Raw genomic sequence first — 26,219 nt, forward strand, 5'->3', positions numbered from 1 at the left:
TTATCTCAGCTTTAAGGTTACAATACATATCACCACCAGCAGGATCTGCAGAATCCAGAACCGTGTTACGATCTTGGATTCATGATATCCTCTTTTCTGAAAATGATGGTGCAACGGACTCATCAAAAAGATCCGCCGTCCTTCCCCGTATTTTCTCTTGGTATATTTAAAATATGTTACCTGTAAGGTTACACTCAGGAGCTCTACAAAAAACACCCCGCAGAATATAGGGATCAACAGTTCCTTGTGCACAATGATCGCGATGGAGGCAATAATGCCTCCAAGGGTTAAGCTCCCCGTATCGCCCATAAACACCTGGGCGGGGTAAGAATTATACCATAGAAATCCCACACAGGCCCCGATCATTGCCGCCAGGAAAATTGACAATTCACCCAGGTTGGGAATGTACATGATATTGAGGTAATCGGCAAAATTGAAGTTACCGCTGGCATAGGCAAAGATCCCCAGCATCACCCCGATCAGGGCAGAGGTACCCGTGGCCAGCCCATCGAGTCCGTCGGTGATATTGGCCCCGTTTGACACGGCGGTAATAATAAACACTACGATCAGGATGTACAATACCCATGCGTACTGCTTCAGTGCTTTTGGCAGGAAAATAGAATAATCCAGCTCGTGGTTTTTTACAAAGGGAATGGTAGTGATCGGTGCCTTGGTGGCAACGAAATGCTTGGTACGGTTATTCACCGTTTTGGTAATCACTTCCGTTTCCGCGGCGTTGGGCGTACCAATGTATTCGCGCCAGATCTTTACGTTACTGTTAAAGTACAGTACCGAGCCTACCGTAATGCCCAATACCACCTGCCCGAAGATTTTAAACCATCCGGCCAGTCCGTCCTTATCCTGTTTTTTATACGCCTCTCCTTTTTCACGGGCAATGCGTTTTGCGCGGAGTTTCAGGTAATCATCCAGGAAGCCGATGGCGCCAAGCCAAACGGTGGCAAACAGCATCAGCAGGATATATACTGTATTTAACCGTGCAAAAAGCAAAGTGGGCACCAGGATCCCCAGGATGATGATGATCCCCCCCATTGTGGGTGTCCCCTTTTTTGCCTGCTCACCCGCCAGGCCCAGATCTCTTACCGCTTCACCTACCAGTTTGGCGCGCAGAATATTGATGAGCCGCTTACCAAATATTAAAGTGATCGTAAGCGCCAGCAATACGGCCATCATCACCCGGAACGTAATAAATTCCATAAGGTTACGGCCGGGAAAATTAATACCGTTCTGCTTAAACCACTCAAATAGATGATACAACATAATTATTGAATATGAAAATGTGCCGATTTGAAAATGAGCCTTCCTTTATATACTTCCACCCAACGCCAAATCCCAACCCTTACACGATTAAACCTTTGAACACTTTTATTTCCCCAACAACTCAAACACTTCCCGCAATACCTCGCGGTCATCGAAATGATTCCGTACGCCTTTTACCTCCTGGTACGTTTCATGTCCCTTGCCGGCCACCAACACGATATCGGATGGGTTGGCAAGACTGAGAGCTGTTTTAATTGCCTCCCTTCTGTCTGTAATCGACAGGCATTTTCTTCTGCTGCCCGCCGGCACCCCGGCCTCCATATCTTTTATAATTTCCTGCGGATCTTCATTCCTCGGGTTATCGCTGGTAAAGATGATCTTATCACTGTACTCACACGCAACCTCTGCCATCACCGGCCGTTTTGTTTTATCCCGGTTACCGCCGCAGCCTACCACGGTGATGATCTGTTCAAAACCCTTTCTCAATTTTTTAATGGTAGCCAGCACATTCAGCAATGCATCCGGCGTATGCGCATAGTCTACGATACCGATCACATTTTCATTCGGAGATATCAGGTATTCGAATCTTCCTGCTGCACCGTTCAACACACTCAATGCCTGCAGCACCATCACTTTTTCCTCACCCAGGCAAACCGCTGCACCGTACACCGCCAGCAGGTTGTAGGCATTAAACTCTCCAATTAAACGGAAATGCACTTCCTGTTCGTCTACCATCATATGCAGGCCCATGATATTATTATCCAGGATCTTTCCTTTGAAATCGCTGGTGGTCTTTAAGGAGTAGGTCTTGATCGCCGCGCGGGTATTCTGCACCATTACCATTCCCCGCCGGTCATCCATATTGGTTAAGGCAAATGCTTCCTTTGGCAGGTGATCAAAAAAAGCTTTCTTAACGCGGATATACTCATCAAATGTTTTATGATAATCGAGATGGTCGTGCGTAATATTGCTGAAGATGGCACCGGTGAACTGTAAACCGGCTATCCGGTGTTGGTGAATGGCATGTGAGCTCACTTCCATAAATGCATAGCTGCAGCCTTCATCCGCCATCTGCGCCAGCAGGCGGTTCAGACTTACCGCATCCGGCGTGGTGTGGGTAGCCTCCAATGTTGCTTCACCAATGCGGTTCTGTACCGTGCTGATCAGGCCGCATGTATAGCCCAGGCTGCTGAACAATTGATACAGGAGGGTTGCAATAGTGGTTTTGCCGTTGGTACCCGTTACGCCTACCAGCTTTAACCGGGTGGAGGGCTGACCGTAAAAATGATGCGCCATGATACCGGCCGCAGCCGCCGTGTCGGCTACCTGCACATACACCACATCTTCTTTTCTGCTTTCCGGAAGGGTTTCGCATACCACGGCTACCGCTCCGTTTTGAATCGCATTGTCAATGAACTGGTGCCCGTTTACTCCGCCTTTCACGGCCACAAAAACAGCACCGGGCTTTATATTACGGGAATCAATTGTCACGGCATTGATCTCAACCGCCGTACTTCCCTGTACCGCCAGCAATTGGGTCTTATATAAAATATCCTGTAACTGCACGTAACTGATTTATGCCAGATTTAAAATCACTGCCTGTCCTTTTGCAAAAGCGGCCCCGGGCGCAATAGATTGTCCCTGCACCTTTCCGCTTCCCTGCACTTTTATGCGTAGCCCCATGGGCTCCAGTAAACTGATCGCATCCCGGAGTCCCATTCCCTTTACACTGGGCATTACATTTGCCCGTACGGTATTACCGGTAATCACCGGCTTAAACTTTTTGGCGTACATGGTTGCCCACTGGTTTGCCTGCAGCGAATCCACAAACGGAATGTTCAGCATTCCCAGCACATTCTTTATCGCTGTGGCACTGCCCGCATAAAAGTAGCTGGTGCTATCTTTGGCGCCTTCATAGCTTTTTGGGGTTTTACGCTCCACATACATAGAGTACACTTTTGTAGCAATTTCCCGGAACACCGGCGCGCCGATCTGGCCGCCATAGTGCAGTGCCGCTCCGGGGGCTGTTCGCACCACCACGATACAGGTATACTGAGGACGATCAGCGGGGAAATACCCCACAAATGAAGCCTGGTATACATTATTGCCATACTTGATGGCTCCGTCTGAAACGTGCGCCGTACCAGTTTTTCCGGCCACTTTGAACGGCATATCCTTAAACGGTACGCGTCCTGTACCTTCGGTGATGGCCATTTCGAGGCTTTCCCGGGCAGCCTTTAATGTAGATGTTTTGGCAATGGATTCTATCATTACTTCCGGTTGAATATTTTCCACCACTACTCCCTGGTTGCGGATGCTGCTTACCAGGTAAGGCCGCATCATTTTGCCGCCGTTTGCCACGGCATTGTATAAGGTTAGCGTTTGCAGGGGACTTACGTTCAGTGCATAGCCAAAACTCATGGTGAGCATGTTCATCAACCCGCCATGATCCTTTTCAAGCGGCGCCATCCGCGGCTTGGGTACATGTGCCAGATCGATTGGTGAACGCTGGGCCATATGATATTTCCTCAGGTATTCGCCAAATTCAGAAGGATTGCTTCCAAAAGCCTTCAGGGCAATTTTAGCAAGCCCTACATTAGAACTGTGCGCCACGCATTCCTCTATAGAGAGCACGGGTTTGGGCGAGCGCTCCGCATCCGTAACCATACGTGGCCCTACCTGCATCCTGCCGGCCATGCCCACTTCCACCAGGTCGTTTGGCTTCGAAGTACCTTTATCCAGTGCTGCCAGCAGGGTCACCATTTTAATGGTGGAGCCCGGCTCCGTTACCCGCAAGGCATAATTATCATTCTCCCAGTAAGTGGTATCGCCCCGGTTACGGCCCAGGTTTGCAATGGCCTTTATTTTACCGGTGCCTGTTTCCATTACGATGGCGGTGCCATATTCGGCGCGGGTAGACTGCAACATCCGCAGCAGTGCGGTTTCTGTAATATCCTGCATGTTTACATCCAGCGTGGTGTAAATGTCTTTACCGTTTTCCGGTTCCACCTGGAACCCTTCCACCGGTACGGCTCCGCCGGAAATATACCGCACCACCCGTTGCCCGTTCTGCCCGTTGAGCAGGCTATCGTAGCTCATTTCCAGTCCCACGTTCATCTTCTTTACCTTGCCGTTACTGTTCACATATTCACGGCTCAGCCCAATGGTGCGGTTGGCCAGCAATCCAAAGGGAGCAATACGCCTGCTGGATTCCTCTACCACAATGCCGCTCTTATTTTTACCCAGCCGGATAAGCGGAAAATTGCGCAGCGCTTTAAACTCTTCAAACGAGATCTTCTTTTTTAACGCATAGTAACGGCTGCCTTTTTGATACGCCTCATCAAACTCCTTCCGGTATTGCTTCACTGTTTTATCCTTAAAATAATCGGCCATTGCCATCGCAAATGAGTCGATATTTTCCTTATACACTTTGCCGTTCTTCAAACGCAGCCCCTCTGCCATAAAATCCATATACACATCAAACTGCGGCAGGGAGGTGCTCAGCATCTGTCCGTCTTCACTAAAAATGGTTCCTCGGTCCGCATTGATCTCCACAATTTTCTGGTGCATGCTGTCGCCCATGCTTCTCCAGTGCTCGCCCTGTACGCGCTGGATAACGGTAGCCCGTCCCAGTACCAGTACACAAAGCAGCACGATCCCTATAAAACAGAGATACACTCTCCACAATATGTCTTTCTTGATCTCCACTGCCTCTTTAATATTTACGTGCGGTTTGCATATATTGTTCCAATGAGTCCTTTAATACATAAGGCGATTCCTGCAGTTCATTCAATCCCAGCGGCTGTAATGCTTTTGCCAGTTCACTGGGCTTACTGCGAAACATCACTTCACTTTTCAGGCTTTTGTACTCCCACTGTAACTCCTTCACCTCTTTTGCGGTTGCATTTATCTTGCGTACTGTTTTATCGGCCATATGCCCGTTATAAATGTAGATCACCGCCAAAAAAGCCAGGTAAAACAGGAAGGGAACCTGTTTTACAATGGACTGGTAGTTGAGTACTTTTTTCCAGTTCCACCTGAACTCTTTTTCTTTTTTCTCTGTCACTTTTTATTTTTTCTGCTTTTGTACTTCTATCGTCTTCCTTGTGTCACTCCCTTCAGCGCCGGGTCAGGAATCAGCAGTCAGAATCCAGACTTAAGATTTGAGAATCCAGATAAATCTCAAGTCTCGTTTCTCAAATCTGAATTCTCAAATCTCAAGTCTCAAGTCTGAATTCTCAAATTCAACCATCAAACCCGTTCTGCTACCCGTAGCTTGGCACTTCTTGATCTTGTATTCCTTTTCAACTCTTCTTCACCTGCGGTGACCGGCTTGCGGGTAATAACCGTAAATACTTTTTCCACCGTGTGCTGCACAAAGGGATTGTCGTCCTTTTCTTCAAAACTGCCTTCCCTGAAGAACTGTTTCACCAGCCGGTCTTCCAGCGAATGAAAGGTGATCACTGCAATACGTCCGCCGGGCTGCACTACCTCCTTGGCCTGTTCCAGTAATGCTTTCAGTGCCTCCAGCTCCTGGTTCACTTCAATGCGCAATGCCTGAAAAACCTGTGCGAAATACTTATTCGGATTACCTTTTACAACCGGCCGCAAGGCATTTTTAAATGCATCGATGGTTTTTAAAGACACGCGGTCCCTGGTTTCTACGATGGTTTTTGCAAGCGTTTTTGCATTGGTCACCTCTCCATATTTTTCAAACAACTTGTGCAATTGCAGTTCCGTATAGGTTTGCAGGATGTCGAAGGCCGTTACCGGCTGCCGGCGATCCATACGCATATCCATGTCTGCATTAAACCGGATACTGAATCCCCGCGTGGCCTCATCAAACTGATGGCTGCTTACCCCCAGGTCAGCCAGGATCCCGTCTACCTTTTGGATGCCATGCAACCGGAGAAAACGTTTCAGGTGACGGAAATTTTGGGGGATAAACAACACCCGCTCATCGCGGGGCAGGTTGTCTGCAGCATCGGCGTCCTGGTCAAACGCTATCAGCCGGCCATGCGCTCCCAATTGGGTTAAGATAGCGGCCGAATGTCCGCCCCCGCCAAACGTAGCATCCACGTAAACCCCGTCCGGCCGGATATTTAAGGCAGCAATGGTTTCATGAAGCAGTACCGGTACGTGGTACCCTTCCGGCTGAGCAGCTGCGGGGTCAACAAGTTTTTCTTTTTGTTTATCCTTTGCCATAACTGATCAACCTTTAAACTTTTAAATAGCTCCGTTAAAATGTTCCTGCTACAATCCGCCCATAACCTGACTGGCCAGGTCGCTGAATGCATCCGGTGAAAATGAATCAAAGAACTCCTTGTATTTAGTGGTATTCCAGATCTCCATCCGGTTACCTGCCGGTACCAGTACAATATCCTTTTCAAGCGCTGCATATTCTTTTAAACTGGCCGGTAATAACAATCTTCCGGCGGTATCGGGTTCCACAAGGGTAGCTCCATTTAAAAAATAGCGTTTGAACGCACGTACTTTAGGATCAAAATCATTCAACCCGTTTATTTTTTCCGCCAGCGGACTCCAGGTGCTCAGCGGGTAAAGGCTTAAGCATTTTTCAAACCCCCGGTTTATGACAAAGCGGTCCGCATCCTCCGGCTGCAGCTGTTTTCTAAAACCTGCTGGCAGAAGGAAGCGCCCTTTTGAGTCTACTGTTGCCTCGAATTCGCCGAGAAAACCTGTCATAAACCGGGATACTTTAAACTTTTACAAAACTTAACACAAAATAACACTTTTTCCCACTTATTGACCAAATTTAGCGCCACTTCATTTATCCACAAATTGGAACAGGCTGAAACGCAGTACTGTATTAGCTTTCATCGATTTTAACAAGTGTTCGGAAGTTTTTCATGTGGATATACTGTGCAAATATGTGCATAACTGCCATAAACCGCTCTAAAAAATGTGCAAAAAGGCTGGCCGATTCAGAATCCGCCCTTCCTTCCAACTCAATATCAATTGGTTATTCAAGGTTCCTCGGAAAGAAGACAACTGCAAAGGTTATCCACATTTTGTTAAAAACCGCGTTTTTTCGGGTCAGGAGGCAGCTGCTGGTCTTTGGTAACGGGTAGCCGGGTTCGGTTTTCTAATGAATCTATGCAAAATGCCCGGTCCTCTGACCATCCCCTAATCCCCGGTGATCTTCAAAATGAGCGCATGATGGGACAATGCTTCCCGGCATTTCCTAAATACGGCCGGCAGGCCGGTGCGGTAGCGTACAGATCCGCCCTCCGGCAACCCGGAAACGCATGCAAATCACTGAATTCGTCGTACTTTTGCCGACTAATGCAAGTACAATCCATGAAAGAATATAAGAGAACGTTAATTACAGCAGCCCTGCCATATGCCAACGGACCCGTGCACATCGGACACCTGGCGGGATGCTATATACCGGCCGATATTTATGCGCGTTATCTGAGAGCACAGAAGAAAGATGTAAAATTGATCGGGGGCAGTGATGAACATGGCGTGCCCATCACCATCCGGGCGATGAAGGAAGGGGTAAGTCCGCAGGACATCGTAGATAAATATCATGCGCAGATCAAAGAAAGCTTTGAGCAGATGGGCATTTCATTCGATATTTACTCCCGTACCTCCAACCCGGTTCACCATCAGACGGCTTCCGACTTTTTTAAGGTACTTTATGATAAAGGACTTTTTGAAGAGCGGGAAACAGAACAATACTACGATGAAAAGACCCAGACTTTTTTAGCAGACCGTTATATTACCGGCACCTGCCCGGTATGTGGTAATCCCGGTGCATTTGGCGATCAGTGCGAAAAATGCGGCAGCAGCCTGTCGCCGGAGCAATTGATCAACCCACGCAGCACGCTGAGTGACGCCATCCCGGTTAAGAAAAAAACCAGGCACTGGTACTTCCCCCTGCAGAACTATGAAGCCTGGCTGAAAGAATGGATCCTGGAAGACCATAAAGAGTGGAAAGCCAATGTATACGGCCAATGCAAAAGCTGGCTGGATAACGGGTTGCAACCCCGCGCCATGACCCGCGACAGCAACTGGGGCATTAAAGTACCTCTGCCGGATGCGGAGGGAAAGGTATTATATGTATGGTTCGATGCTCCTATCGGCTATATTTCTGCTACCAAAGAACTCACCGACCAGTGGGCCGACTACTGGTGCCAGGAAGATACCCGCCTTATTCATTTTATCGGGAAGGACAATATCGTGTTTCATTGCATCATCTTTCCTGCTATGTTAAAAGCGCATGGTAATTTTGTACTGCCGGATAATGTGCCGGCCAATGAGTTTTTAAACATCGAAGGCCAGAAAGTATCTACCAGCCGCAACTGGGCCGTTTGGGTACACGAATATGTAAAAGACTTCCCCGGCTGCGAAGATGCCCTGCGTTATGTGCTTTGCAGCAACGCACCGGAAACCAAAGACAACGACTTTACCTGGAAAGATTTCCAGGATCGCATCAATAATGAACTGGTATCTATTTTCGGAAACTTCGTAAACCGCACATTTGTGCTGATGCATAAATTGTGCGGCGGAAAGGTGCCCAAGCTCCATACAGAACTGCTGGACGATGCAGATAAAACCCTGATATCCGACATCCAGCAGGCCGAAGCCAAAGTGCAGACCGCCCTGGAAAACTTCCGCTTCCGCGATGCACTGTTTGAGGTGATTGACCTGAGCCGCAAAGGCAATAAGTATATGCAGGAAAAAGAGCCCTGGATCCTGGCCAAGCAAATGACTGCGGAAAACCCGGAAAGCGCCGTATTGCAGCAGCGGATCGATAACTGTTTGCATCTCTGCCTGCAGCTCACCGCAAACCTGGCGATCCTGATCAACCCCTTCCTTCCAGCAACAGCCAGGAAAATGCTGCACATGATGAAGGTGGTAGAACGGATGCTGGATTGGGAAAATGCCGGCAAAATCAACCTGCTGAGTGTGGGTTATACCTTAAGAGCGCCTGAATTATTGTTCCGTAAAATTGAAGATGCAGAAATAGAAGCGCAACTGCAGAAGCTGCGGGCGGGAAGCGAGCAGCCGGCGGTCAGCGGTCAGCAGTCAGCGGATTCCGAATCTCAAATCTCAAATCTCAAATCTCAAATAACGTTTGATGATTTTGCAAAGATCGATCTGCGTACCGGTACCATTGTCAGCGCCGAAAAAGTTCCAAAAGCAGATAAACTATTAAAGCTTGAGATTGACCTGGGTTTTGAAAAGCGTACCATTGTTTCGGGCATCGCCCTGCATTTTGCGCCGGAGGAATTGCCGGGTAAAAAAGTAGTGGTGGTCGCCAACCTGGCTCCCCGCAAAATGAGAGGCATTGAGAGCAATGGAATGATCCTGATGGCAGAAGATGCAGCGGGCAAACTCGTATTTGTTGCAGCTGATGAAAAAGCACCCAACGGGGTCGCTATCAGCTAAAAAATAAAGCTGCCGGAGCATAGGAATTTCAGTACACCTGTGCCCCGGCGGCTTATTCTAAGGAGCTACCTGCCGATAAAACGCAACTGCCCGTATCTTTCCTCCATATCTGCAACCCGCCCCCACGCATCCCTGTACGTTCCCGATTGCCACCGCTACATTCCCGAAAACATTGTTAATACATTGATATTTATACGTTTATTTAGTGGGCACATTCCGCATTTTTCACTATTTTTAAGTATAAACCAACAACATTGTGAAAACCAGGATTCGTCTGAAAGACCTACCACGTCTGAACCTTCGGTTCAGAAGAAGGCGACACCGCTTCTGGCTTATTGTTCTTGGTATTATTGCAACGGTAATAACAGCATTTAACTTTTGGTTTATTGATCATGCAGAAACGGCGCTGGAACAGATCGTGGAGCGGCAATCCAAAGGCCGGCTAAAGCTTAAGGTTGATAAGTTTAAATTTAACTGGATCAAAAACAGGATCGAGCTGCAGAACGCCCTTTTTTACTCAACCGACAGTACTGCAAAGTCGCTTTATACGGTTAACACCAAACGCATTACCATAAAGGCCCGCGGTTTCCTGCCCCTGTTATTCAGAAAGCAGATCCTGATCGATTCCATTCATCTTTATGCGCCGGCGGTAACCATCACCCGGCTGAACCCGCGCGTTCGGAAAGCCGACCGGAACAGAGGCTCACCGGCCAACAGCGCCGATGAAAAGTTTTCAGTAGCGCTGGAAATGGGGAAAGTATCCAACTCGATCAATGATGCCATTAATGAACTGAAGATCAACCGATTTATTTTAACCGACGGCAGTCTTTCACTGATTGATAATACCCGCCCCCAGGAAACGCCCTTCCTCGTGAACAAGATCGATATGCGGCTGGATGGTTTGCAGGTAGACAGTACCACGGCTCGAAAAAACAACAATTCGGGCGAAAAGATTCCGTTTACTGATGAGATCTATATCCGCTCACATGATCAGAACATTATTTTTCCCGGTAACCGGTACATGCTGAGCTTTAAGAATTTTAAATTCACCCTGCAGGATCAGCGCGTGGAGTTCGACAGCTGCACGATCCGCGGTACAAAAGATGACAGCTCCAAAACAGCCTTTAAGATCTACTTCGACAAATTAAGGCTTACCAATATCAACTTCGATACCCTGTACCATGAAGAAGTGGTACAGGCGGATTCCGTGTACAGCGCCAATCCCGATATCTTCCTGGATATCGACAGTGATCAGAAGATTTCGCGGCGGAATAATAAAAAAATACAAAAGATCGACGACCTTTTGCAACAACTGTTTGGAGATGTAATGCTGAACTATGTGGTTGTTCAAAATGGCGGTATCAACATCAATACCATCCGTAAGGGAAAGGTAAACACCTTCGCCTCCAATCATAACAATTTTGAATTGCAGGGGCTGATGATCCGGCAGGGAAATGAGCAGGTAGTGAAGGTAGATAAATTCCTGATGACCCTGCACAACTACGAAACCCGGCTGCAGGACGGAAGATATGCGCTGGCATTTGACAGCGTTCAATTCTTTAATGACGCCATCAACCTTACCAAGTTTTCTTTTAAAGAGTACAAGGGTAAAAAGATCATCAATAACGTACAGATGCCCCGCTTTGAGCTGAGAGGTCTTTCCTGGGAAGCACTATTGTATGATAACTTTTTCAGTGCCAACAGTGCGTTATTCCTGAATCCTGATATCGAGTACTCGCTTGCACCCCAGAAAACCAAAAAAGAAAAAAGTATTTTTCAAACACTGAGCAATATCGGTTCAATAATGAACCTGAACGCGCTGGGTATTCAGAACGGGAATATCCGGCTTAATCTCGGAAAAAACGCCACCTTACGTTTATCCGATGCCAATCTTTCGGTAATGCCGGATGAGCTGACGGCCTCCCGCAAGGTAAAGCATATCCGCCATTCCATAAAGGTGTTCAATTTCAGCAAGGGGTTGTTTCAGAAAGACGGGCTATCGGTGACCCTTAACCAGGCAGCGCTGGACAACAGGCAAGGCATTAAGGCTGCCAGTATTGTGGCGCGTGGCAATGGTATTCATGCCGATGTAAACAATGCCCGCATCGAAGACATTGTGCTGGATAGCTCCAACCAGCGCCTTTCCGTCTTTGGCATCCAGTGGCAAAGTGCCGACGTGCGTGTCAACAACCCTTCGTCTTCCGGGAAAACGCCTGCAAAAAAAGCGCTGAATAATTTCCTGATCAAAAACCTGGAGGGGAAAAACACGGCGCTGCAGTTTCATGATAACGGCAAAGATATCCGCTCCTATTTCCAATCGCTTGTTATAAAAGAGCTCCGTAAAAACAAACGCTCCGATATTGTTGTGGACGGGCTTGCCCTGACGGGGCGCGATTTTTTAATGACAGCACCGGAGCAGCGCATCGCAATTGAAAAGATCATATTAAATGATGCTGCGGGCAGCGTTCTCAATAATTTTATTTTTGAAAAAACAACCGGCACCGATTCCATTCATATAAAAATTCCACAGGTAGCTTTTATTCCTTATATCAACCAGATCATCAATGGTAACCTGCAACTACAAAAGATCGTACTTACGGATCCGGATATTACTGCTCATTTTGGGAAAAAAGACAGCAGCCAGGCCGCCGCTCAAAACCGGCCGCAGATCCGGCTGGGAGAAGTACTGCTGCAGCGCCCCAAACTGGAACTACGTTTTGTGAGTAAAAAAAATGAAGCCCAAACCATCCGCTGGGACGGTGTGCCTGAAAACAGTTACCTGCGCATCCGCGACCTTGTATCTACCCACCACCAGTTACTTGCGGTCAAAAACCTGCGGGCCTACCTCACCAATTTTGAGTTTTTAAATAATAGCAACGGGAAGCGCTTTGCAACAAATTATAACAAACTCAATATCGAACTGGATCAACTGAAAGCCGGCAAGAATGGAGACGACAAGCTGGACTGGAGCACACTGCTCAGTGTGCATTCCATGGACAAACTGGTATTTGACAGCCTGGGGAAAAAGAACGCAATCCTGCGGCTGGATACCGGCGAGATCCGCAATGTAGCCCTCAACTCCCGCGAGCTCCGGAACATCGGGGATGTGCTGAAAGCAAGTGACCATCTGTATATCGGTAATGCTACCGGCAGCTATGCCACGGAAAAGAATCATCTCCGCTGGTATAATTTTCAGTTTAAAGACGGATTCTTTAAAACCGATTCATTAAGTCTTACCCCAGTGCAAAGCATCGAAGATTATAGAAAAGCCAAGGCGTTTAATGAAGATTATCTGCAGCTGCAAACCGGCACCGTCAGCGGCGGCCGCTTTGACACCTATGCGTTTGGCAGCGAAAGCATGCTTAAGATCGGCCGGCTTCATGCAGATGCCGTACGGCTGCTTTCCTTTAAGGATAAAACACAACCCGATACAGCAAAAAAATATAAGGGGTTGCCGGTAGCGCAGATCCTGAACATACCCATCAAAATCAATATTGATACCGTAGGTCTTTCGCGGGGATATGTGGAATACTGGGAAATCAACCCGGTTACCAACCGGCTGGGGATTATTCCCGTGCACGACCTGAATGCACAGTTATACCCCGTACGTAATTATGACCTCGGGCCATCCGACAGCCTTTACATTGATGCACGGGCCCAGGTGATCGGCGCGATGGATACCCGCCTGGCCGTACAAGAATCCTATACGGACAGCCTGGGACGTTTTCGCATGCAGTTACAAACCGGTCCGCTGGACCTGAAAAAATGGAACCAGGCCCTGCTTCCGCTGGTAAGCGCAGAAGTGCTAAACGGGCAGCTCGACAGTCTGAGCATGAGCGGTATTGGGAATGAAGATTATTCCACCGGAACAATGCAGATGTATTATCATGGACTAAAACTACGCCTGGTGAACAGGGACGACCCAACCCAGCAAAGCTTTAAAAACCGGCTGATCAGCTGGCTGGCCAATGCATTGATCCTGCGGAAGAACAACCGGGGTAAGCATTCACGGCTTTTCTTTGAGCGGCTTAAGGATAAATCCCCCATCAACTTCCTCATCAAATCATCCCTGGAAGGCATCAAATCCAGCATCGGTGTGCCCGGGGTAAAGGGACGGGAACGGAGGTATATGCGAAAGATGCGGCATCGGTAGTGGAGATTTGAGAATCGAGGGTCGAGATTTGAGAAGTCAGCATTGCAGCTTCAAAACGCCCGGCGGAAATATAAAGCGGGATGCCCCGGCTATAACTTCATAGTCTTCTTCCTATGCACATACAGCATCAACATTCAAACACCATCGAACCTCGGCCTGGAATAAATACAGCAGCGTTTAGCATTCTGCGACGAGATTTCAGAATCGAGATTTGAGACGTCAGCATTGAACTTCAAAACGCTGCTCAACCTGAAACCTCAAACCCTGAACCTGAAACAAAAACTTATCGCTTCCGCTTCACCTGCGCGATCAATGCGGCAACCGAAGGCCGTTGCAACAGTCCGGGCTCTACTTCTACGATCTTCTTCAGCTGACGGGGTGCTTTCCGCAAACCTTCTTCCAGCTCAATGAGCGCCTGCTTCGACCGGCCCAAACCAAAATAGAATAACGCCTTATAATAATGGAACAACGGTTTATCAGCACCGATCTTTAAGATCGCCTGCTGAACCTGATCCAGTCCCTGTTCAAATTGCTCGGCTTTATAAAGGCCAATGATCAGCGCCTCCCAACCCATCAGTTGCTTTGGACGCAACCGTACTACATTTAAAAAATACTGTAGTGCTTCTTTATCCAATCCCAGCGCCAGCTTGCTCTGTCCCATCAGCAACAAGTATTCCGGGTGGTTGTTTTTGATCTTTAAGGCCGCTTCCAGCTGGCGGATACACAGTTCAAATTTATCCTCTTTATAATAGGTAAGCGCAATCTTATACAACAACGCCCCCTTATCATCATTCAGATGCGATGCTTTGCGGAAATAAAACCGGGCCTGGGCATAATTCTTCAGCTTCTCATAACAATAGCCGATCGCCTCATAGATCACATCCTCCGGTTTGGCCAGCTCCAGCACCCGCTCCAGGTACTCGATGGCATCCTTGTATTTCCGGAGCCGGATATAGGCATCCCCGATATTCCGGTAAGCATAGTCAAATTTTTCATCAATAACGATGGCATATTTATAGGCATCGATGGCCTTTTCATAAAGCTTGATACCCTGATAGGCGGCGCCAAGGTTAAACCAGGCCAGCTCAGAATAAGGAAATTCATTGATGATCTTCTGATGCAGCTCAATACTTTCGGCATTCCTTCCGGTATAATCCGTCCAGAAGCAGATCTTGTAAAGCGCCTCTTCGTTTGCCGGTTCCAGCTCCAGGATCCATTTCAGGCAGTCAAACACTTTATCGAAGCTTTCGTAATCATCGTATACATCAGCCAGTTCAAAAAGCAATTCGATCTTTTCATCGCCTTCGAACAGGTTCAGGGCTTCTTCCAGCAGGACCACCGCCTCTTCCTGCCGGTCCAGCGCCAGCAGCGCCTCCGTTTTCAGGATATAGATGTCGATATTATTCCCGTCAAAAATGGAAGCCTTATCCAGTAATTCGAGGGCGATATCATATGCCCGGTTATTTAAAACGAGATCGGCCTTCTTTATCAGTAAACCCGCAGAATAAGGAAACTGCTCAATGGCTGTTTCTGTGGCCTGCAGGGCCTTCTTAAACGCCTCCCTGGATTCAAAATAATTGATGATCCGTTCAAACTCTTCTTCTTCAAGGTAGGATGCGGATTGACCATTCTTCAGATTTTCATAGCGTTGTAATAATTCTTCTATGTCCTCCTTCCGCTCCTCGCTCTGATGCGAAAACTCTCTCATATCTGCTCTTTTTATCTATTATCAAAACCACAAAATCCACTAATTTGTTTCAATATAGCAAAATATTGCTATTCCTGCCGGTAATAAGTTTTCCTCCGGTGTGTAAAACTTTCTTATAAGAGGCTTCGGAGCAGCTTTCTGTTGCATGTAGCTTAAAAATCTGAAAACCAACATCTAAAACCCAAAAAATCAGAAAAACCGGATTGAAATTTTCTAAAATCCCGGTGAAAGGGGTATTTATTGTTCATATAACGGGAATAGAGGTTAAAAAAAAATTAAAATTTTCAAATCTTACAATTATATTATACCTTTGTATCAGTTTAAATCTTTAAAAAGAACAAAATGTTGAAAACCTTCTTACTCACTGTGCTCTTTGTCCTGGCTGTAGGGGGTGTTTCGTTTGCGACTGAAAATACCGTTACAGATGTGGATCATGGTAAAGACAAACCTAAAAACGGCTATGTGGCGGAGAATAAATTTGAAAAGGAACTTTCTTCTTTTTCCCTGAGGTCTGAATATCAGTACCGTGGGGACCGGGTGCTGACAAACACAAATACTACAAACGGCAATTATATCAACCTGAACACGTCTATTTCTTATCAGAAAGGAACCAATACCTATATTGTTCCTTACAAAAAGAAAGTGATCCTGAACCGGTTTACCTTTAACCCCAACGAACCACTGCGGAATCTCTACAGATAGTTCCAACAGGCAAAAGATATTCCATCGCTCCCAAACCGGGAGCGATTTTTTTGGAAGGCCGGTAAGTTATTCATGGTATTTACCTGGGAAACTGGCGCCCGTTGCGGTTTTTATTTAACCGCAATGAATGCGAGGGATACGCTAGGGACGCGGAGGGGCTCAGTAAATACTCATTTTTACCAGGAAGCCTTTGCACCTCTTTCGGTTTATTTGACCACAAAGCAGCTTTTATTTCCGGGATTCCCGCAGATACTTTTTCCGGATCAGCTCCTGTACATTCACACCGGACAATTTGCTTTCCAGCCAGCTGATCACATCCAGGTAAGCAAAGGCCCGGGCCTCCAGCCGGTTACTCTGGTATTTTTTTAGTTTCCCCAGTAGTTTTTCAAATTCCGGACGGATGGTTCTTGCGTTAAACTTGAATGCATTTCGCAGGAAGCGGAACATTTCTTCTTCCACCTTACTCAGGTTTTCCATCTTGGCCATATACCGGTAAACCGATTTAATCAGGTATTCCAGCAGATCGAAATTGCCCAGTTCGTAATGAGCAATCAGGTGCAGCAACCGCGAATAACATTGGAGATCGGTTCGCAGATCATCTTTCTGATGAATGATCCGGTTTAAATAATCGATGGTCATTTTATTGTTGCCGCTTCCAAAATATAAACAGGCGATCTTGTAATAGAATACCATTACCCGGTGCCGGTCCAGGTACCGCCCGTGTTCCACCAGCATCTCTTCCAGGTATGGCACCATCTTCAATCCCTTGTGGAACGTGCCTTCCAGGAAGTGCAGGTTAATCACCGCGGTGTACAGGTATACATAGCCGTTGATGCGGTTATTATTATTGTCCTGCACCAGCGGCGTTTGTACAAAATGTTTGAATTTTTTAATACAGGCCGCCAGTCCATCCCGGTTCATCAGGTCAAAATGTGCGCTCATCAGGTTATGCACGCCTTTGATGTACATGGTTGTTTCCATGGTGATCATATGCGGCTCGGCTTCAAAGGCATCCACCCATTTCTGACAATACCGGTAAAACATCAGGAAGTCCAGCTTTATAAAAGCATACCAGGCATAGCTCTGGTAATAATACTGCTTCTCATAAAAGCCGTCCAGCTGCGTTGCATTTTTGGGGAGGCTTTTTTCAAAAAAAAGCTTTACTGTTTTTACATCATTTTCATTGCGTGCATGTCCGTTCTGAATATACCAGCTGTAAAGCTGCAGGGCCAGGTTCGACAGGCTGTTGATGTGGGCGATCTTTTCCACGATCGCATCGGCCTCTTCGGCCAGTTCATCGGCTCGGTTCTGAATGCTTCGGGTAATGTAAAGCCCCTCGATCTTCTTTTCAAAAAACAACGCCTGCTGCAGGTAGGTAAGCTGGTGCCAGGTACGGGCAAATTCCTTGGTCTTATCCAACACTTTCAGGGTTTGCAGGTACAGGCCCTTGTTAAAAAGGATGCGCGCACTGTCCATCATTTCCCGCAGTTGCATATCCGCATTCTTATCTTCCCGTATAATGCGCAAACTGCCCAGTATCTGCTTGTACAACAGGGCCTTGGTATTGGAAAGCTGCTGCTTGCTTACGGTAGGCACCCGTTTCAGCAGCAGTTTTTCATCGTACTCGGTCAGTTTGTCTAGGGCATTAAACAGCTGCATGCTTTTCAGCGATTCTGCGCCCGAATTGCGCCCCGCAAAAAGCTTGAGATTCCGTTTTTCTGATTTTTCCAGTGATTTTATCAGTTGAAATAATGCGTCTGTCGACCTACTGGGCATCGTAATTTACTCCTTCTTTTAATATTGATTATCAACAAATTACAATTCATCAATTCCCTTTATTCAATGTAAGTAGTTCCACAAATTGGTTTCGGGGTTTTATAATATGAAGTTATTTTTAAGAATATTACAAGAAACCTCTTTCCGATGTTGCGGATCGGGTATTGAAAATAACAATTCTAAATTAAATAAACGAATTATGGCGGATAACAAGGTTTTTATTTTTGACACTACCTTAAGAGATGGTGAGCAGGTTCCCGGTTGTAAACTGAATACCGAAGAAAAAATCAAACTGGCGCTGAAACTTGAAGCTCTTGGCGTAGACGTTATTGAAGCCGGTTTTCCCATTTCCAGCCCGGGCGATTTTGCTTCGGTGGAGGAGATCTCAAAAGTGGTGAAAAACGCTACGGTATGCGGTCTTACCCGTGCCGTACAGAAAGACATTGAAGTAGCCGCTGCAGCGCTGAAGCCTGCCGTACGTCCCCGGATCCATACCGGTATCGGATCCTCTGATAATCATATAAAATACAAGTTCAATACCACCCGTGAAAATATTATCGAGCGGGCCATTGCCGCGGTAAAGCTCGCCCGGAACCTGGTTCCGGATGTGGAGTTCTTTGCTGAGGACGCCGGCCGTGCCGACCTGCAGTTCCTGGCCCAGCTGGTTGAAGCCGTGATCGGCGCCGGAGCAACCGTAGTAAACATCCCGGACACAACAGGCTCCTGCCTGCCACACCAGTACGCAGAAAAATTCAGCTACCTGCTGAATCATGTTTCCAATGCCGACAAGGCCATTTTCTCCTGCCATTGCCACAATGACCTGGGACTGGCCACCGCTAATTCCATCGCAGGCGCCATCGCCGGTGCCCGCCAGATCGAATGTACCATCAACGGTATCGGCGAACGGGCCGGTAATACCTCTCTGGAAGAAGTAGTGATGGCTATAAAGAAACATCCTGAACTCGATCTGTACACCGGTGTAGATACCACTCAGTTGCTGCCCATGAGTCATCTGGTGGCAGAAACTATGCGGATGGTCGTCCAGCCGAATAAAGCGGTCGTCGGAGACAATGCCTTCTCCCATTCATCGGGTATCCACCAGGATGGCTTTTTGAAAGAAGCCACCACCTACGAAATCATTGCCCCGCATGAAGTGGGTGCGGACACCTCCCGGATTGTGCTTACCGCACGCAGTGGCCGCAGTGCATTGGCATACCGGTTTAAAAATCTCGGATACGAGTTTGACCGTAACCAGGTAGATGAATTATATCAGCAATTCCTGAATGTAGCCGATGCCAAAAAGGAAGTAGGCGACAATGATCTTAAAGAAATGGCGGAAAAAGTAAAAACCACCGCTTAGTTTTTAAAGTCCGGTTACCGAACCTTACCCGGAAAATAGCAATGGAAGCGCACTGTAGCATCATATTAAAAAATGTAACGGTTAAACAAGCCGGCAAGCTTTTACTGGATCGCATCAGCTTTACATTAAAAGCGGATGAGCACCTTGCTATTTTTGGCGCCAGCGGCAGCGGAAAATCACTGCTGGCCAAGGCCCTTAAAGGTATATTACCGTACACCGGTACCATTGAATATAAAAAAGGAGCGCAAAACCAGCAACCGGTGATCGCTTATGTACCGGCAATGTATCCGCTCCGCAGCCAGCCGCATACGGCCGGCCATTATTATCAGCAACGGTACACCAGCACTTCTAACGAAGCCGTAACGGTTTCCGAATCCTTGCTGCATAAGGGGGATGCAACGGCGGTATTCCAATGGCTCGAAACCTTCCAGCTCACCCATCGCAGCCATACCCCGCTAACCCGTCTTTCGAGTGGCGAACTAAAAAAGGTGCAACTGATCGGTCACCTGCTTACCCGCCCCGGCATACTGATCCTCGACCGCGTGTTTACCGGGCTGGATGCCAGAAGCCGCAAAGTGCTGCATGCCGTGCTGAACCAGCTGGCCGCCGGCGGCACCCGTATCATTCTGATTACAGACAGCCATGAGCTGCCGGTATGCATTACCCATTTTGCGGAGATGTCTGAAGGAGCGCTGGTCAATTACGCGCCTGTTGAGCAGCTCGGTTTTATGAAATCCATGCCATCCCGCCGGGAGGCACCACTTCCCGAGCTCAAAAAAGCGTATCATATCGGACCGCTTATTTCAATGAAGCAGGTAAGCATCCGACATGGCAATACCACCGTGCTTAATAATATCAACTGGCAGGTCAATAACGGGGAGTGCTGGCTTATCAAAGGCTGCAACGGGGCCGGCAAATCGGCCTTGCTTAGTCTGATCAACGGAGACCATCCCCAGGCCTATGCCCAGCAGATCAGTTTATTTGGAAAACGGAGAGGAAGCGGCGAAAGTATCTGGGACATTAAGCGCCGGATCGGTTTTGTGGCTCCGGACCTGCAACAGTTTTTTGACCCAGGCATTACCCCGGCCCAGGTGGTGGGTTCCGGCTTTTTTGATGCCTTCGGCCTGTTTGGAAAACTGGATGAAGCGCAAACCCGTAAAGTAACCGCCTGGCTTCGTTTTTTCTCCCTGCAGGATAAGGCGGATCTCCCCTTCCGGTCGCTTTCCGGAGGCGAGCAACGGCTGGTGCTGATTGCCCGGGCCCTGATCAAAGACCCGTTACTGCTGGCGCTGGATGAGCCCTGCCAGGGTTTAGACAACAGCCAGTCGCGCATGGTGCTCCGGCTGCTGGAACGCATTCATTCCGAAACCGGCATGAGCTTTATTTTCATCAGTCATTATGAAGATGAAGTTCCTGCCTGCATCAAGCATGTTATTGAACTGGAGCAAGGCATTCCTACCCTTTATAAAAAGGCGATGCCCTCCACTATTGCTAAATCAACGAATCAACCATTGACCCTCGGGGTATCATAAAATGAAAAAGGAGATCACGATCATCAAAGAGGCAGGAGCAGCAGGAGAAGTAGCTGCACAAGCGGTAAAAGTGCTGAATGCCGTTGCGGAACAATATGATCATTACTTTAACCTGAATCCGGTTGCAGCAGCTATCGGGCAGCCGGCCGGCGACGCCACGTTGTTTAGTGGTATTGCTACCCAGCGTGCCATTGAAAAGGAGCTGCCCGTAATGGTAACGGTACAGCCGGTTACGGTTTATACTTCTTTGCAACATCTGTCGCCCCTGAAGCCCAAACACAGCGAAGGCCTCAACCTGTTGTTATACCAGGTACAAACGGCAGACCTGCACCATCAGGGCCGCATTATCCAGTCGGCACTACAACAGGCAGCCAACCGTAAAAAACAGATTACGGTTGTTGCAGATCCGGAAGATCCGGAACAGGCATCCTGGCGCGCAGCCCTGGAAAAGGCGGGGAAAGAGTACAAGGATATCCGGGTAGAACAGATAGCCGTACAGGAAGCCTGGGATCGCATGCTGCAGCAGCCTTCCGGATTTGACACCATCATTACCCATAAGGCGGCCGGGGATTACCTGTTTAGCCAGGCGGCGGCAATTACCGGTGCACGGTTCATGATCCCTTCGGTTCGGGTAGCCGGGCCGATGCCCTTTTTTGGTCCGGCCTATGCCTTTGACCAGCACGAGGAAAGTGCGCGGAATGTATCTAACCCGGTGGGCGCCATCCTTTCGATTGCCATGATGATGGATTATTTCAACCTGCACGAGGAGGCGCTTATTATACGGACGGCCGTTAACTGGACCCTGCTGCACGGGTTTGTAGCAAAAGATATGGACGCGGTGAATAATTATTCAACCAGCACCATCGGCGATCTGATCAGCGACTTTATCCGCGGCACGATACCCGGTTTTGCAAAAGGAGAAAATATGGCGTTGCAAAAATCAACGATCATTTAACCCGGCTTTGTAGTTCTTTTCATAGCAAAATACTTTCTTCCCCAGGGGAGAAAAATTTTGATCACAACAAATGAGGCTTTATATTCGCATAAAGCTCCTTCGTTTTATGATCAGCTATAATAATAACAATGTTTCTTTCTTCCACAATATTATTGTGGTAAATGTCATTGTCATTAGCTGCCGCTACGAAGGAGGGTTGATTGTATAAAACAAACGAATTTTAAACAGGACCCGCCTCTTATAAAAGGCGGGTTTTTTATTGAATTAATTATTAAATCTTAAGTAAATCGGCATGACAGAGTTAAACAAGTATTCCAAGACCATTACCCAGGATCCCACGCAGCCCGCGGCGCAGGCGCAGCTTTATGCGCTGGGTCTTACCGAAGCGGATTTAAAGAAAGCCCAGGTTGGGATCGCCAGCATGGGCTACGACGGCAATCCCTGCAACATGCACCTGAACGGCCTTGCCCAGCATGTAAAGGACGCGGTGTGGGAGCAGGACCTGGTAGGTTTAACCTTTCATACCATCGGCGTTAGTGACGGCATGAGCAATGGTACCGACGGAATGCGCTATTCACTTGTTAGCCGGGATGTGATCGCCGACTCGATCGAAACCGTGTGCGGCGCTCAATATTACGACGGACTGATCACCGTGCCCGGATGTGATAAAAATATGCCGGGGTCCATCATTGCTATGAGCCGGCTTAACCGCCCCTCGATCATGGTATACGGTGGCACCATCGCCCCCGGCCATTATAAAGGCCAGGATCTGAACATCGTTTCAGCATTTGAAGCCCTGGGCCAAAAGATTGCCGGACAGCTGGATGAAGCCGACTTTATGGGCATTGTAAAAAACAGCTGCCCCGGAGCAGGTGCCTGCGGCGGTATGTACACGGCCAATACCATGGCTTCTGCCATTGAGGCCATGGGTATGAGCCTTCCCTACTCCAGCAGTAACCCCGCATTAAGTGAAGAAAAAAAGCAGGAATGTGCCGCTGCAGGTAAAGCCATCCGCCTGCTGCTGGAAAAAGATATTAAGCCGAGCGATATCATGACCCGCCAGGCATTTGAAAATGCCATCGTGGTGATCATGGTACTGGGAGGCAGTACCAATGCCGTACTCCACCTGCTGGCCATGGCCCGCAGCATCAACGTATCGCTGACACAGGACGATTTCCAGGCCATCAGCGACCGCATACCGGTACTGGCCGATTTTAAACCCAGCGGTAAATACCTGATGGAAGACCTGCATAACAAAGGCGGTGTTCCAGCCGTAATGAAATACCTGCTGAAAAAAGGGTTGATCGATGGCAGCTGTTTAACGGTTACCGGTAAAACCATCGCCGAAAACCTGGAGAGCGTTCCGGATCTGGATTTCGAAACCCAGGATATTATTCATCCGCTCGAAAGCCCGCTGAAAGCCACCGGACATCTGCAGATCCTTTATGGTAACCTTGCTGAAAAAGGAAGCGTTGCCAAGATCAGTGGAAAAGAAGGCGAAAAATTCACAGGCCCCGCCCGTGTATTCGATGGAGAAAAGAACCTGATCGCCGGTATTTCGAGCGGCAAGGTAAAAGCAGGCGACGTGGTAGTGATCAAAAATGAAGGACCCAAGGGAGCCCCCGGCATGCCGGAAATGCTAAAGCCCACTTCCGCCATCATTGGTGCCGGATTGGGAAAAAGCGTGGCCCTGATCACCGACGGACGCTTCAGCGGCGGAACGCACGGGTTTGTAGTAGGACACGTAACGCCGGAAGCCTTTGAGGGCGGATTGATCGGGTTTGTACAAGATGAAGATATTATTGAAATAGACGCTGCTAACAATACACTTACGCTGAAGGTATCTGAAGCCGAAATTGCCAGGCGTAAAGAGGGCTGGCAGCAGCCGCCGTTAAAAGTGAAGAACGGTGTATTGTATAAATATGCAAAGCTGGTAAAAGACGCATCACAAGGATGTGTAACCGATGAAGATTAACGCGAGCCTGATCAACAAAAGATATCACAAACCGGAGACCGCGCAGCAATAATGGATAAAACATACTTTACAACATTAACAGCATTTAACCGGGCGAGTACCGCCCAGGTAAGCTCCTGGCTGCGCCAGATCAGCGATGTGCAATGGCAGCAACCCGTTGTAAGCAGTTTTAGCAGTATCCATGAAACGGTGTTGCATATGGTAAACGCAGAAAATGCCTGGCTTCAGCGGTTGAAAAATGAAACCGTGATCCGGGTAGACGAAACCTTTACCGGTTCCCGGCATGAACTCCTGGATCTCTGGGAGCAAACATCGCAGCAGCTCAGCGATTGGGTGGCCGGCTTTGATGAAACCCGGCTAAACCTATCCTTCAGTTACCGCCGTTTTAACGGGCAGGAGTATAGGTCCCGCTACTACCAGGTACTGGCACATGTCGTCAACCACGCCACGTACCACCGTGGCCAGATAGTAACCCTGCTGCGGCAGGCAGGCTTTACCGCCATACAATCGACCGACCTCATTGGGTTTTACCGCGAAGAAGTGTAAGGCCGGCTTTAATAACAATCAATCACAAACAAAATCAGGTGTATGGAAACGACCCAGATAAAAGATACAGAACAAAAAAACACAGCCATGGAGGCAAATACAACGATTCAACCCGGCGACACCATTTCCGGTAGTCAAGCGGTATTGGAAGCACTTATTGCAGAAGGGGTAGTCACTATTTTCGGATATCCCGGCGGAGCGATCATGCCCATTTACGATGCATTGTATGATTATAATGATAAGCTTGAACATGTACTGGTTCGCCATGAGCAGGGCGGCATCCACGCCGCTCAGGGGTTTGCCCGCACCAGCGGTAAAACCGGTGTGGTATTTGCCACCAGCGGACCCGGTGCCACCAACCTGGTAACCGGTTTAGCCGATGCGCAGATCGACTCTACGCCCCTGGTTTGTATTACCGGACAGGTTTTTGCCCATTTACTGGGAACGGATGCATTCCAGGAAACCGATGTAATCAATGTAACCATGCCGGTAACCAAGTGGAACTACCAGGTTACGGATGCTCATGAAATTCCGAATGTGCTGGCAAAAGCCTTCCACATTGCCCGCAGCGGCCGCCCCGGACCGGTGTTGGTAGACATCACCAAGAATGCACAACTACAGCAATTTGAATACCCAGGCTACCAGAAGTGCAACCATGTACGCAGCTACCGTCCCAAGCCGATCGTACGTAAAGAATATATTGCAGAAGCCGCAAAACTGATCAACAGCGCGCAAAAGCCGTTTGTGATCTTCGGCCAGGGCGTGATCCTGGGAGGAGCCGAAAACGAATTCAAAGCCTTTATTGAAAAAGGCAACCTGCCGGCCGCATGGACCATCATGGGCGAAAGCGCCCTGCCTACCGATCATCCGCTGGGTGTCGGCATGCTGGGCATGCACGGAAATTACGGGCCGAACGTACTCACCAACGAATGCGATGTGCTTATTGCGATAGGCATGCGGTTTGACGACCGGGTTACCGGCCGCCTGGATAAATATGCCAAGCAGGCCAAAGTGATCCACCTGGATATTGACCCGGCAGAAGTAGATAAAAATGTAAAGACCACGGTACCGGTTTGGGGCGATTGTAAAGAAACCCTACCCCTGCTTACCGCATTGATCGAGCAGAAGGACCATAGCAACTGGTTAAGCGAGTTTGCCAAATATGCTGCAGAAGAAGATAAGGAATGCATTCAGCCGGAAATGCATCCTGAAGGTGATGTAATGTCGATGGCTGAAGTAATGCAAGCCCTGAATGAGCTAACCAAGGGCGACGCAGTAATCGTAACCGATGTAGGTCAGCACCAGATGGTGGCCTGCCGGTATGCAAAATTTACACAAACAAGAAGCAACGTAACCTCCGGCGGATTGGGTACGATGGGCTTTGGTTTGCCTGCGGCGATTGGCGCCAAATACGGAGCGCCGGACCGCACAGTAGTGGCAATCATCGGTGACGGAGGATTTCAGATGACCTTACAGGAACTGGGTACGATCATGCAGTTTGGAGCAGCCGTAAAAATCCTGATCCTGAATAATGAATTCCTGGGAATGGTGCGCCAGTGGCAGCAGTTGTTCCACGACCGGCGCTACTCCTTTGTAAATATTACCAGTCCGGATTTTGTGATGCTGGCAAAATCTTACGGTATCGAAGGGCAAACGATCGATCAGCGGGCAGCGCTGAAGACCGCGCTGAAAACCATGCTGGATCATGACGGAGCTTATTTGCTTGAAGTAAAAGTGGGAAAAGAGAACAACGTATTCCCGATGGTACCGCAGGGCAGCAGCGTAGCCGAGATCCGCTTGAAGTAGTTAAGGATGAATA

At 48.3% G+C, this 26,219-nt stretch carries 17 protein-coding genes; 9 read left to right on the forward strand and 8 right to left on the reverse strand.

Going from position 1 to position 26,219, the window contains the following annotated elements; genetic code table 11:
• The 6 genes from mraY to mraZ form a co-directional block, all read right to left on the reverse strand.
• Positions 1-1,278 (reverse strand): phospho-N-acetylmuramoyl-pentapeptide-transferase, encoded by a 1,278-nt coding sequence (gene mraY / locus LQ567_RS11285; protein ID WP_231004610.1) that lies wholly within the window; start codon positions 1,276-1,278, stop codon positions 1-3.
• A gap of 105 nt (positions 1,279-1,383) precedes the next feature.
• Positions 1,384-2,844, reverse strand: coding sequence for a UDP-N-acetylmuramoyl-L-alanyl-D-glutamate--2,6-diaminopimelate ligase (locus tag LQ567_RS11290; RefSeq protein WP_231004611.1), 1,461 nt, complete (start codon positions 2,842-2,844; stop codon positions 1,384-1,386).
• A 9-nt stretch (positions 2,845-2,853) separates the two neighbouring features.
• A complete protein-coding gene (locus LQ567_RS11295) occupies positions 2,854-4,986 on the reverse strand; it encodes a penicillin-binding protein (protein ID WP_231004612.1) in 2,133 nt (710 codons plus the stop codon).
• Between the two features lie 7 nt (positions 4,987-4,993).
• The gene (locus LQ567_RS11300; protein ID WP_231004613.1) at positions 4,994-5,344 is read right to left on the reverse strand and encodes an FtsL-like putative cell division protein; all 351 of its coding nucleotides are present in this window, start codon (positions 5,342-5,344) and stop codon (positions 4,994-4,996) included.
• A gap of 185 nt (positions 5,345-5,529) precedes the next feature.
• Positions 5,530-6,483 carry a 16S rRNA (cytosine(1402)-N(4))-methyltransferase RsmH gene (rsmH, locus tag LQ567_RS11305; RefSeq protein ID WP_231004614.1) on the reverse strand — a complete coding sequence of 318 codons (954 nt, stop codon included), beginning with the start codon at positions 6,481-6,483 and terminating at the stop codon, positions 5,530-5,532.
• A 48-nt stretch (positions 6,484-6,531) separates the two neighbouring features.
• Positions 6,532-6,981, reverse strand: a complete 450-nt coding sequence (gene mraZ / locus LQ567_RS11310; protein ID WP_231004615.1) for a division/cell wall cluster transcriptional repressor MraZ — start codon at positions 6,979-6,981, stop codon at positions 6,532-6,534.
• Between the two features lie 615 nt (positions 6,982-7,596).
• Between mraZ and metG the strand changes: the two genes are divergently transcribed.
• On the forward strand, positions 7,597-9,693 hold the full coding sequence (metG, locus tag LQ567_RS11315) for a methionine--tRNA ligase (RefSeq protein ID WP_231004616.1): 2,097 nt from the start codon (positions 7,597-7,599) through the stop codon (positions 9,691-9,693).
• A gap of 256 nt (positions 9,694-9,949) precedes the next feature.
• A complete protein-coding gene (locus LQ567_RS11320) occupies positions 9,950-13,846 on the forward strand; it encodes an AsmA family protein (protein ID WP_231004617.1) in 3,897 nt (1,298 codons plus the stop codon).
• 283 nt (positions 13,847-14,129) lie between these two features.
• Here the strand turns inward: LQ567_RS11320 and LQ567_RS11325 are convergent, their stop codons facing one another.
• Positions 14,130-15,554 (reverse strand): tetratricopeptide repeat protein, encoded by a 1,425-nt coding sequence (locus tag LQ567_RS11325; RefSeq protein WP_231004618.1) that lies wholly within the window; start codon positions 15,552-15,554, stop codon positions 14,130-14,132.
• 342 nt (positions 15,555-15,896) lie between these two features.
• Here LQ567_RS11325 and LQ567_RS11330 point away from each other — a divergent pair, with 342 nt between their 5' ends.
• Positions 15,897-16,256, forward strand: a complete 360-nt coding sequence (locus LQ567_RS11330; protein ID WP_231004619.1) for a hypothetical protein — start codon at positions 15,897-15,899, stop codon at positions 16,254-16,256.
• Positions 16,257-16,484: 228 nt separating this feature from the next.
• Here the strand turns inward: LQ567_RS11330 and LQ567_RS11335 are convergent, their stop codons facing one another.
• Entirely contained in the window at positions 16,485-18,032 is a 1,548-nt protein-coding gene (locus LQ567_RS11335) for a hypothetical protein (RefSeq protein ID WP_231004620.1), read from the reverse strand.
• Between the two features lie 199 nt (positions 18,033-18,231).
• Between LQ567_RS11335 and LQ567_RS11340 the strand changes: the two genes are divergently transcribed.
• From LQ567_RS11340 to ilvB, 6 genes are all read left to right on the forward strand, one after another.
• On the forward strand, positions 18,232-19,392 hold the full coding sequence (locus tag LQ567_RS11340) for a 2-isopropylmalate synthase (RefSeq protein ID WP_231004621.1): 1,161 nt from the start codon (positions 18,232-18,234) through the stop codon (positions 19,390-19,392).
• 41 nt (positions 19,393-19,433) lie between these two features.
• Positions 19,434-20,924, forward strand: coding sequence for an ATP-binding cassette domain-containing protein (locus LQ567_RS11345; RefSeq protein ID WP_231004622.1), 1,491 nt, complete (start codon positions 19,434-19,436; stop codon positions 20,922-20,924).
• 1 nt (position 20,925) lies between these two features.
• The gene (locus tag LQ567_RS11350) at positions 20,926-21,879 is read left to right on the forward strand and encodes an isocitrate/isopropylmalate family dehydrogenase (protein ID WP_231004623.1); all 954 of its coding nucleotides are present in this window, start codon (positions 20,926-20,928) and stop codon (positions 21,877-21,879) included.
• Between the two features lie 292 nt (positions 21,880-22,171).
• Positions 22,172-23,854, forward strand: coding sequence for a dihydroxy-acid dehydratase (gene ilvD / locus LQ567_RS11355; RefSeq protein WP_231004624.1), 1,683 nt, complete (start codon positions 22,172-22,174; stop codon positions 23,852-23,854).
• Between the two features lie 51 nt (positions 23,855-23,905).
• Positions 23,906-24,400 (forward strand): DinB family protein, encoded by a 495-nt coding sequence (locus LQ567_RS11360; protein ID WP_231004625.1) that lies wholly within the window; start codon positions 23,906-23,908, stop codon positions 24,398-24,400.
• Between the two features lie 42 nt (positions 24,401-24,442).
• Positions 24,443-26,206, forward strand: coding sequence for a biosynthetic-type acetolactate synthase large subunit (gene ilvB, locus LQ567_RS11365; protein WP_231004626.1), 1,764 nt, complete (start codon positions 24,443-24,445; stop codon positions 26,204-26,206).
• The last annotated feature ends 13 nt before the right edge of the window (positions 26,207-26,219 follow it).

It is taken from the genome of Niabella pedocola, from assembly GCF_021044425.1.
GTDB classification, from domain to species: Bacteria; Bacteroidota; Bacteroidia; order Chitinophagales; family Chitinophagaceae; genus Niabella; species Niabella pedocola.

Bases quoted from the DNA above. Each gene is read 5' to 3' on its own strand.
- LQ567_RS11345 (WP_231004622.1), top strand. From the start codon at position 19,434: ATGGAAGCGCACTGTAGCATCATATTAAAAAATGTAACGGTTAAACAA.
- mraY (WP_231004610.1), bottom strand. From the start codon at position 1,278: ATGTTGTATCATCTATTTGAGTGGTTTAAGCAGAACGGTATTAATTTT.
- LQ567_RS11350 (WP_231004623.1), top strand. From the start codon at position 20,926: ATGAAAAAGGAGATCACGATCATCAAAGAGGCAGGAGCAGCAGGAGAA.
- ilvD (WP_231004624.1), top strand. From the start codon at position 22,172: ATGACAGAGTTAAACAAGTATTCCAAGACCATTACCCAGGATCCCACG.
- LQ567_RS11360 (WP_231004625.1), top strand. From the start codon at position 23,906: ATGGATAAAACATACTTTACAACATTAACAGCATTTAACCGGGCGAGT.
- LQ567_RS11340 (WP_231004621.1), top strand. From the start codon at position 18,232: ATGGCGGATAACAAGGTTTTTATTTTTGACACTACCTTAAGAGATGGT.
- mraZ (WP_231004615.1), bottom strand. From the start codon at position 6,981: ATGACAGGTTTTCTCGGCGAATTCGAGGCAACAGTAGACTCAAAAGGG.
- LQ567_RS11330 (WP_231004619.1), top strand. From the start codon at position 15,897: ATGTTGAAAACCTTCTTACTCACTGTGCTCTTTGTCCTGGCTGTAGGG.
- ilvB (WP_231004626.1), top strand. From the start codon at position 24,443: ATGGAAACGACCCAGATAAAAGATACAGAACAAAAAAACACAGCCATG.
- LQ567_RS11335 (WP_231004620.1), bottom strand. From the start codon at position 18,032: ATGCCCAGTAGGTCGACAGACGCATTATTTCAACTGATAAAATCACTG.
- rsmH (WP_231004614.1), bottom strand. From the start codon at position 6,483: ATGGCAAAGGATAAACAAAAAGAAAAACTTGTTGACCCCGCAGCTGCT.
- LQ567_RS11325 (WP_231004618.1), bottom strand. From the start codon at position 15,554: ATGAGAGAGTTTTCGCATCAGAGCGAGGAGCGGAAGGAGGACATAGAA.
- metG (WP_231004616.1), top strand. From the start codon at position 7,597: ATGAAAGAATATAAGAGAACGTTAATTACAGCAGCCCTGCCATATGCC.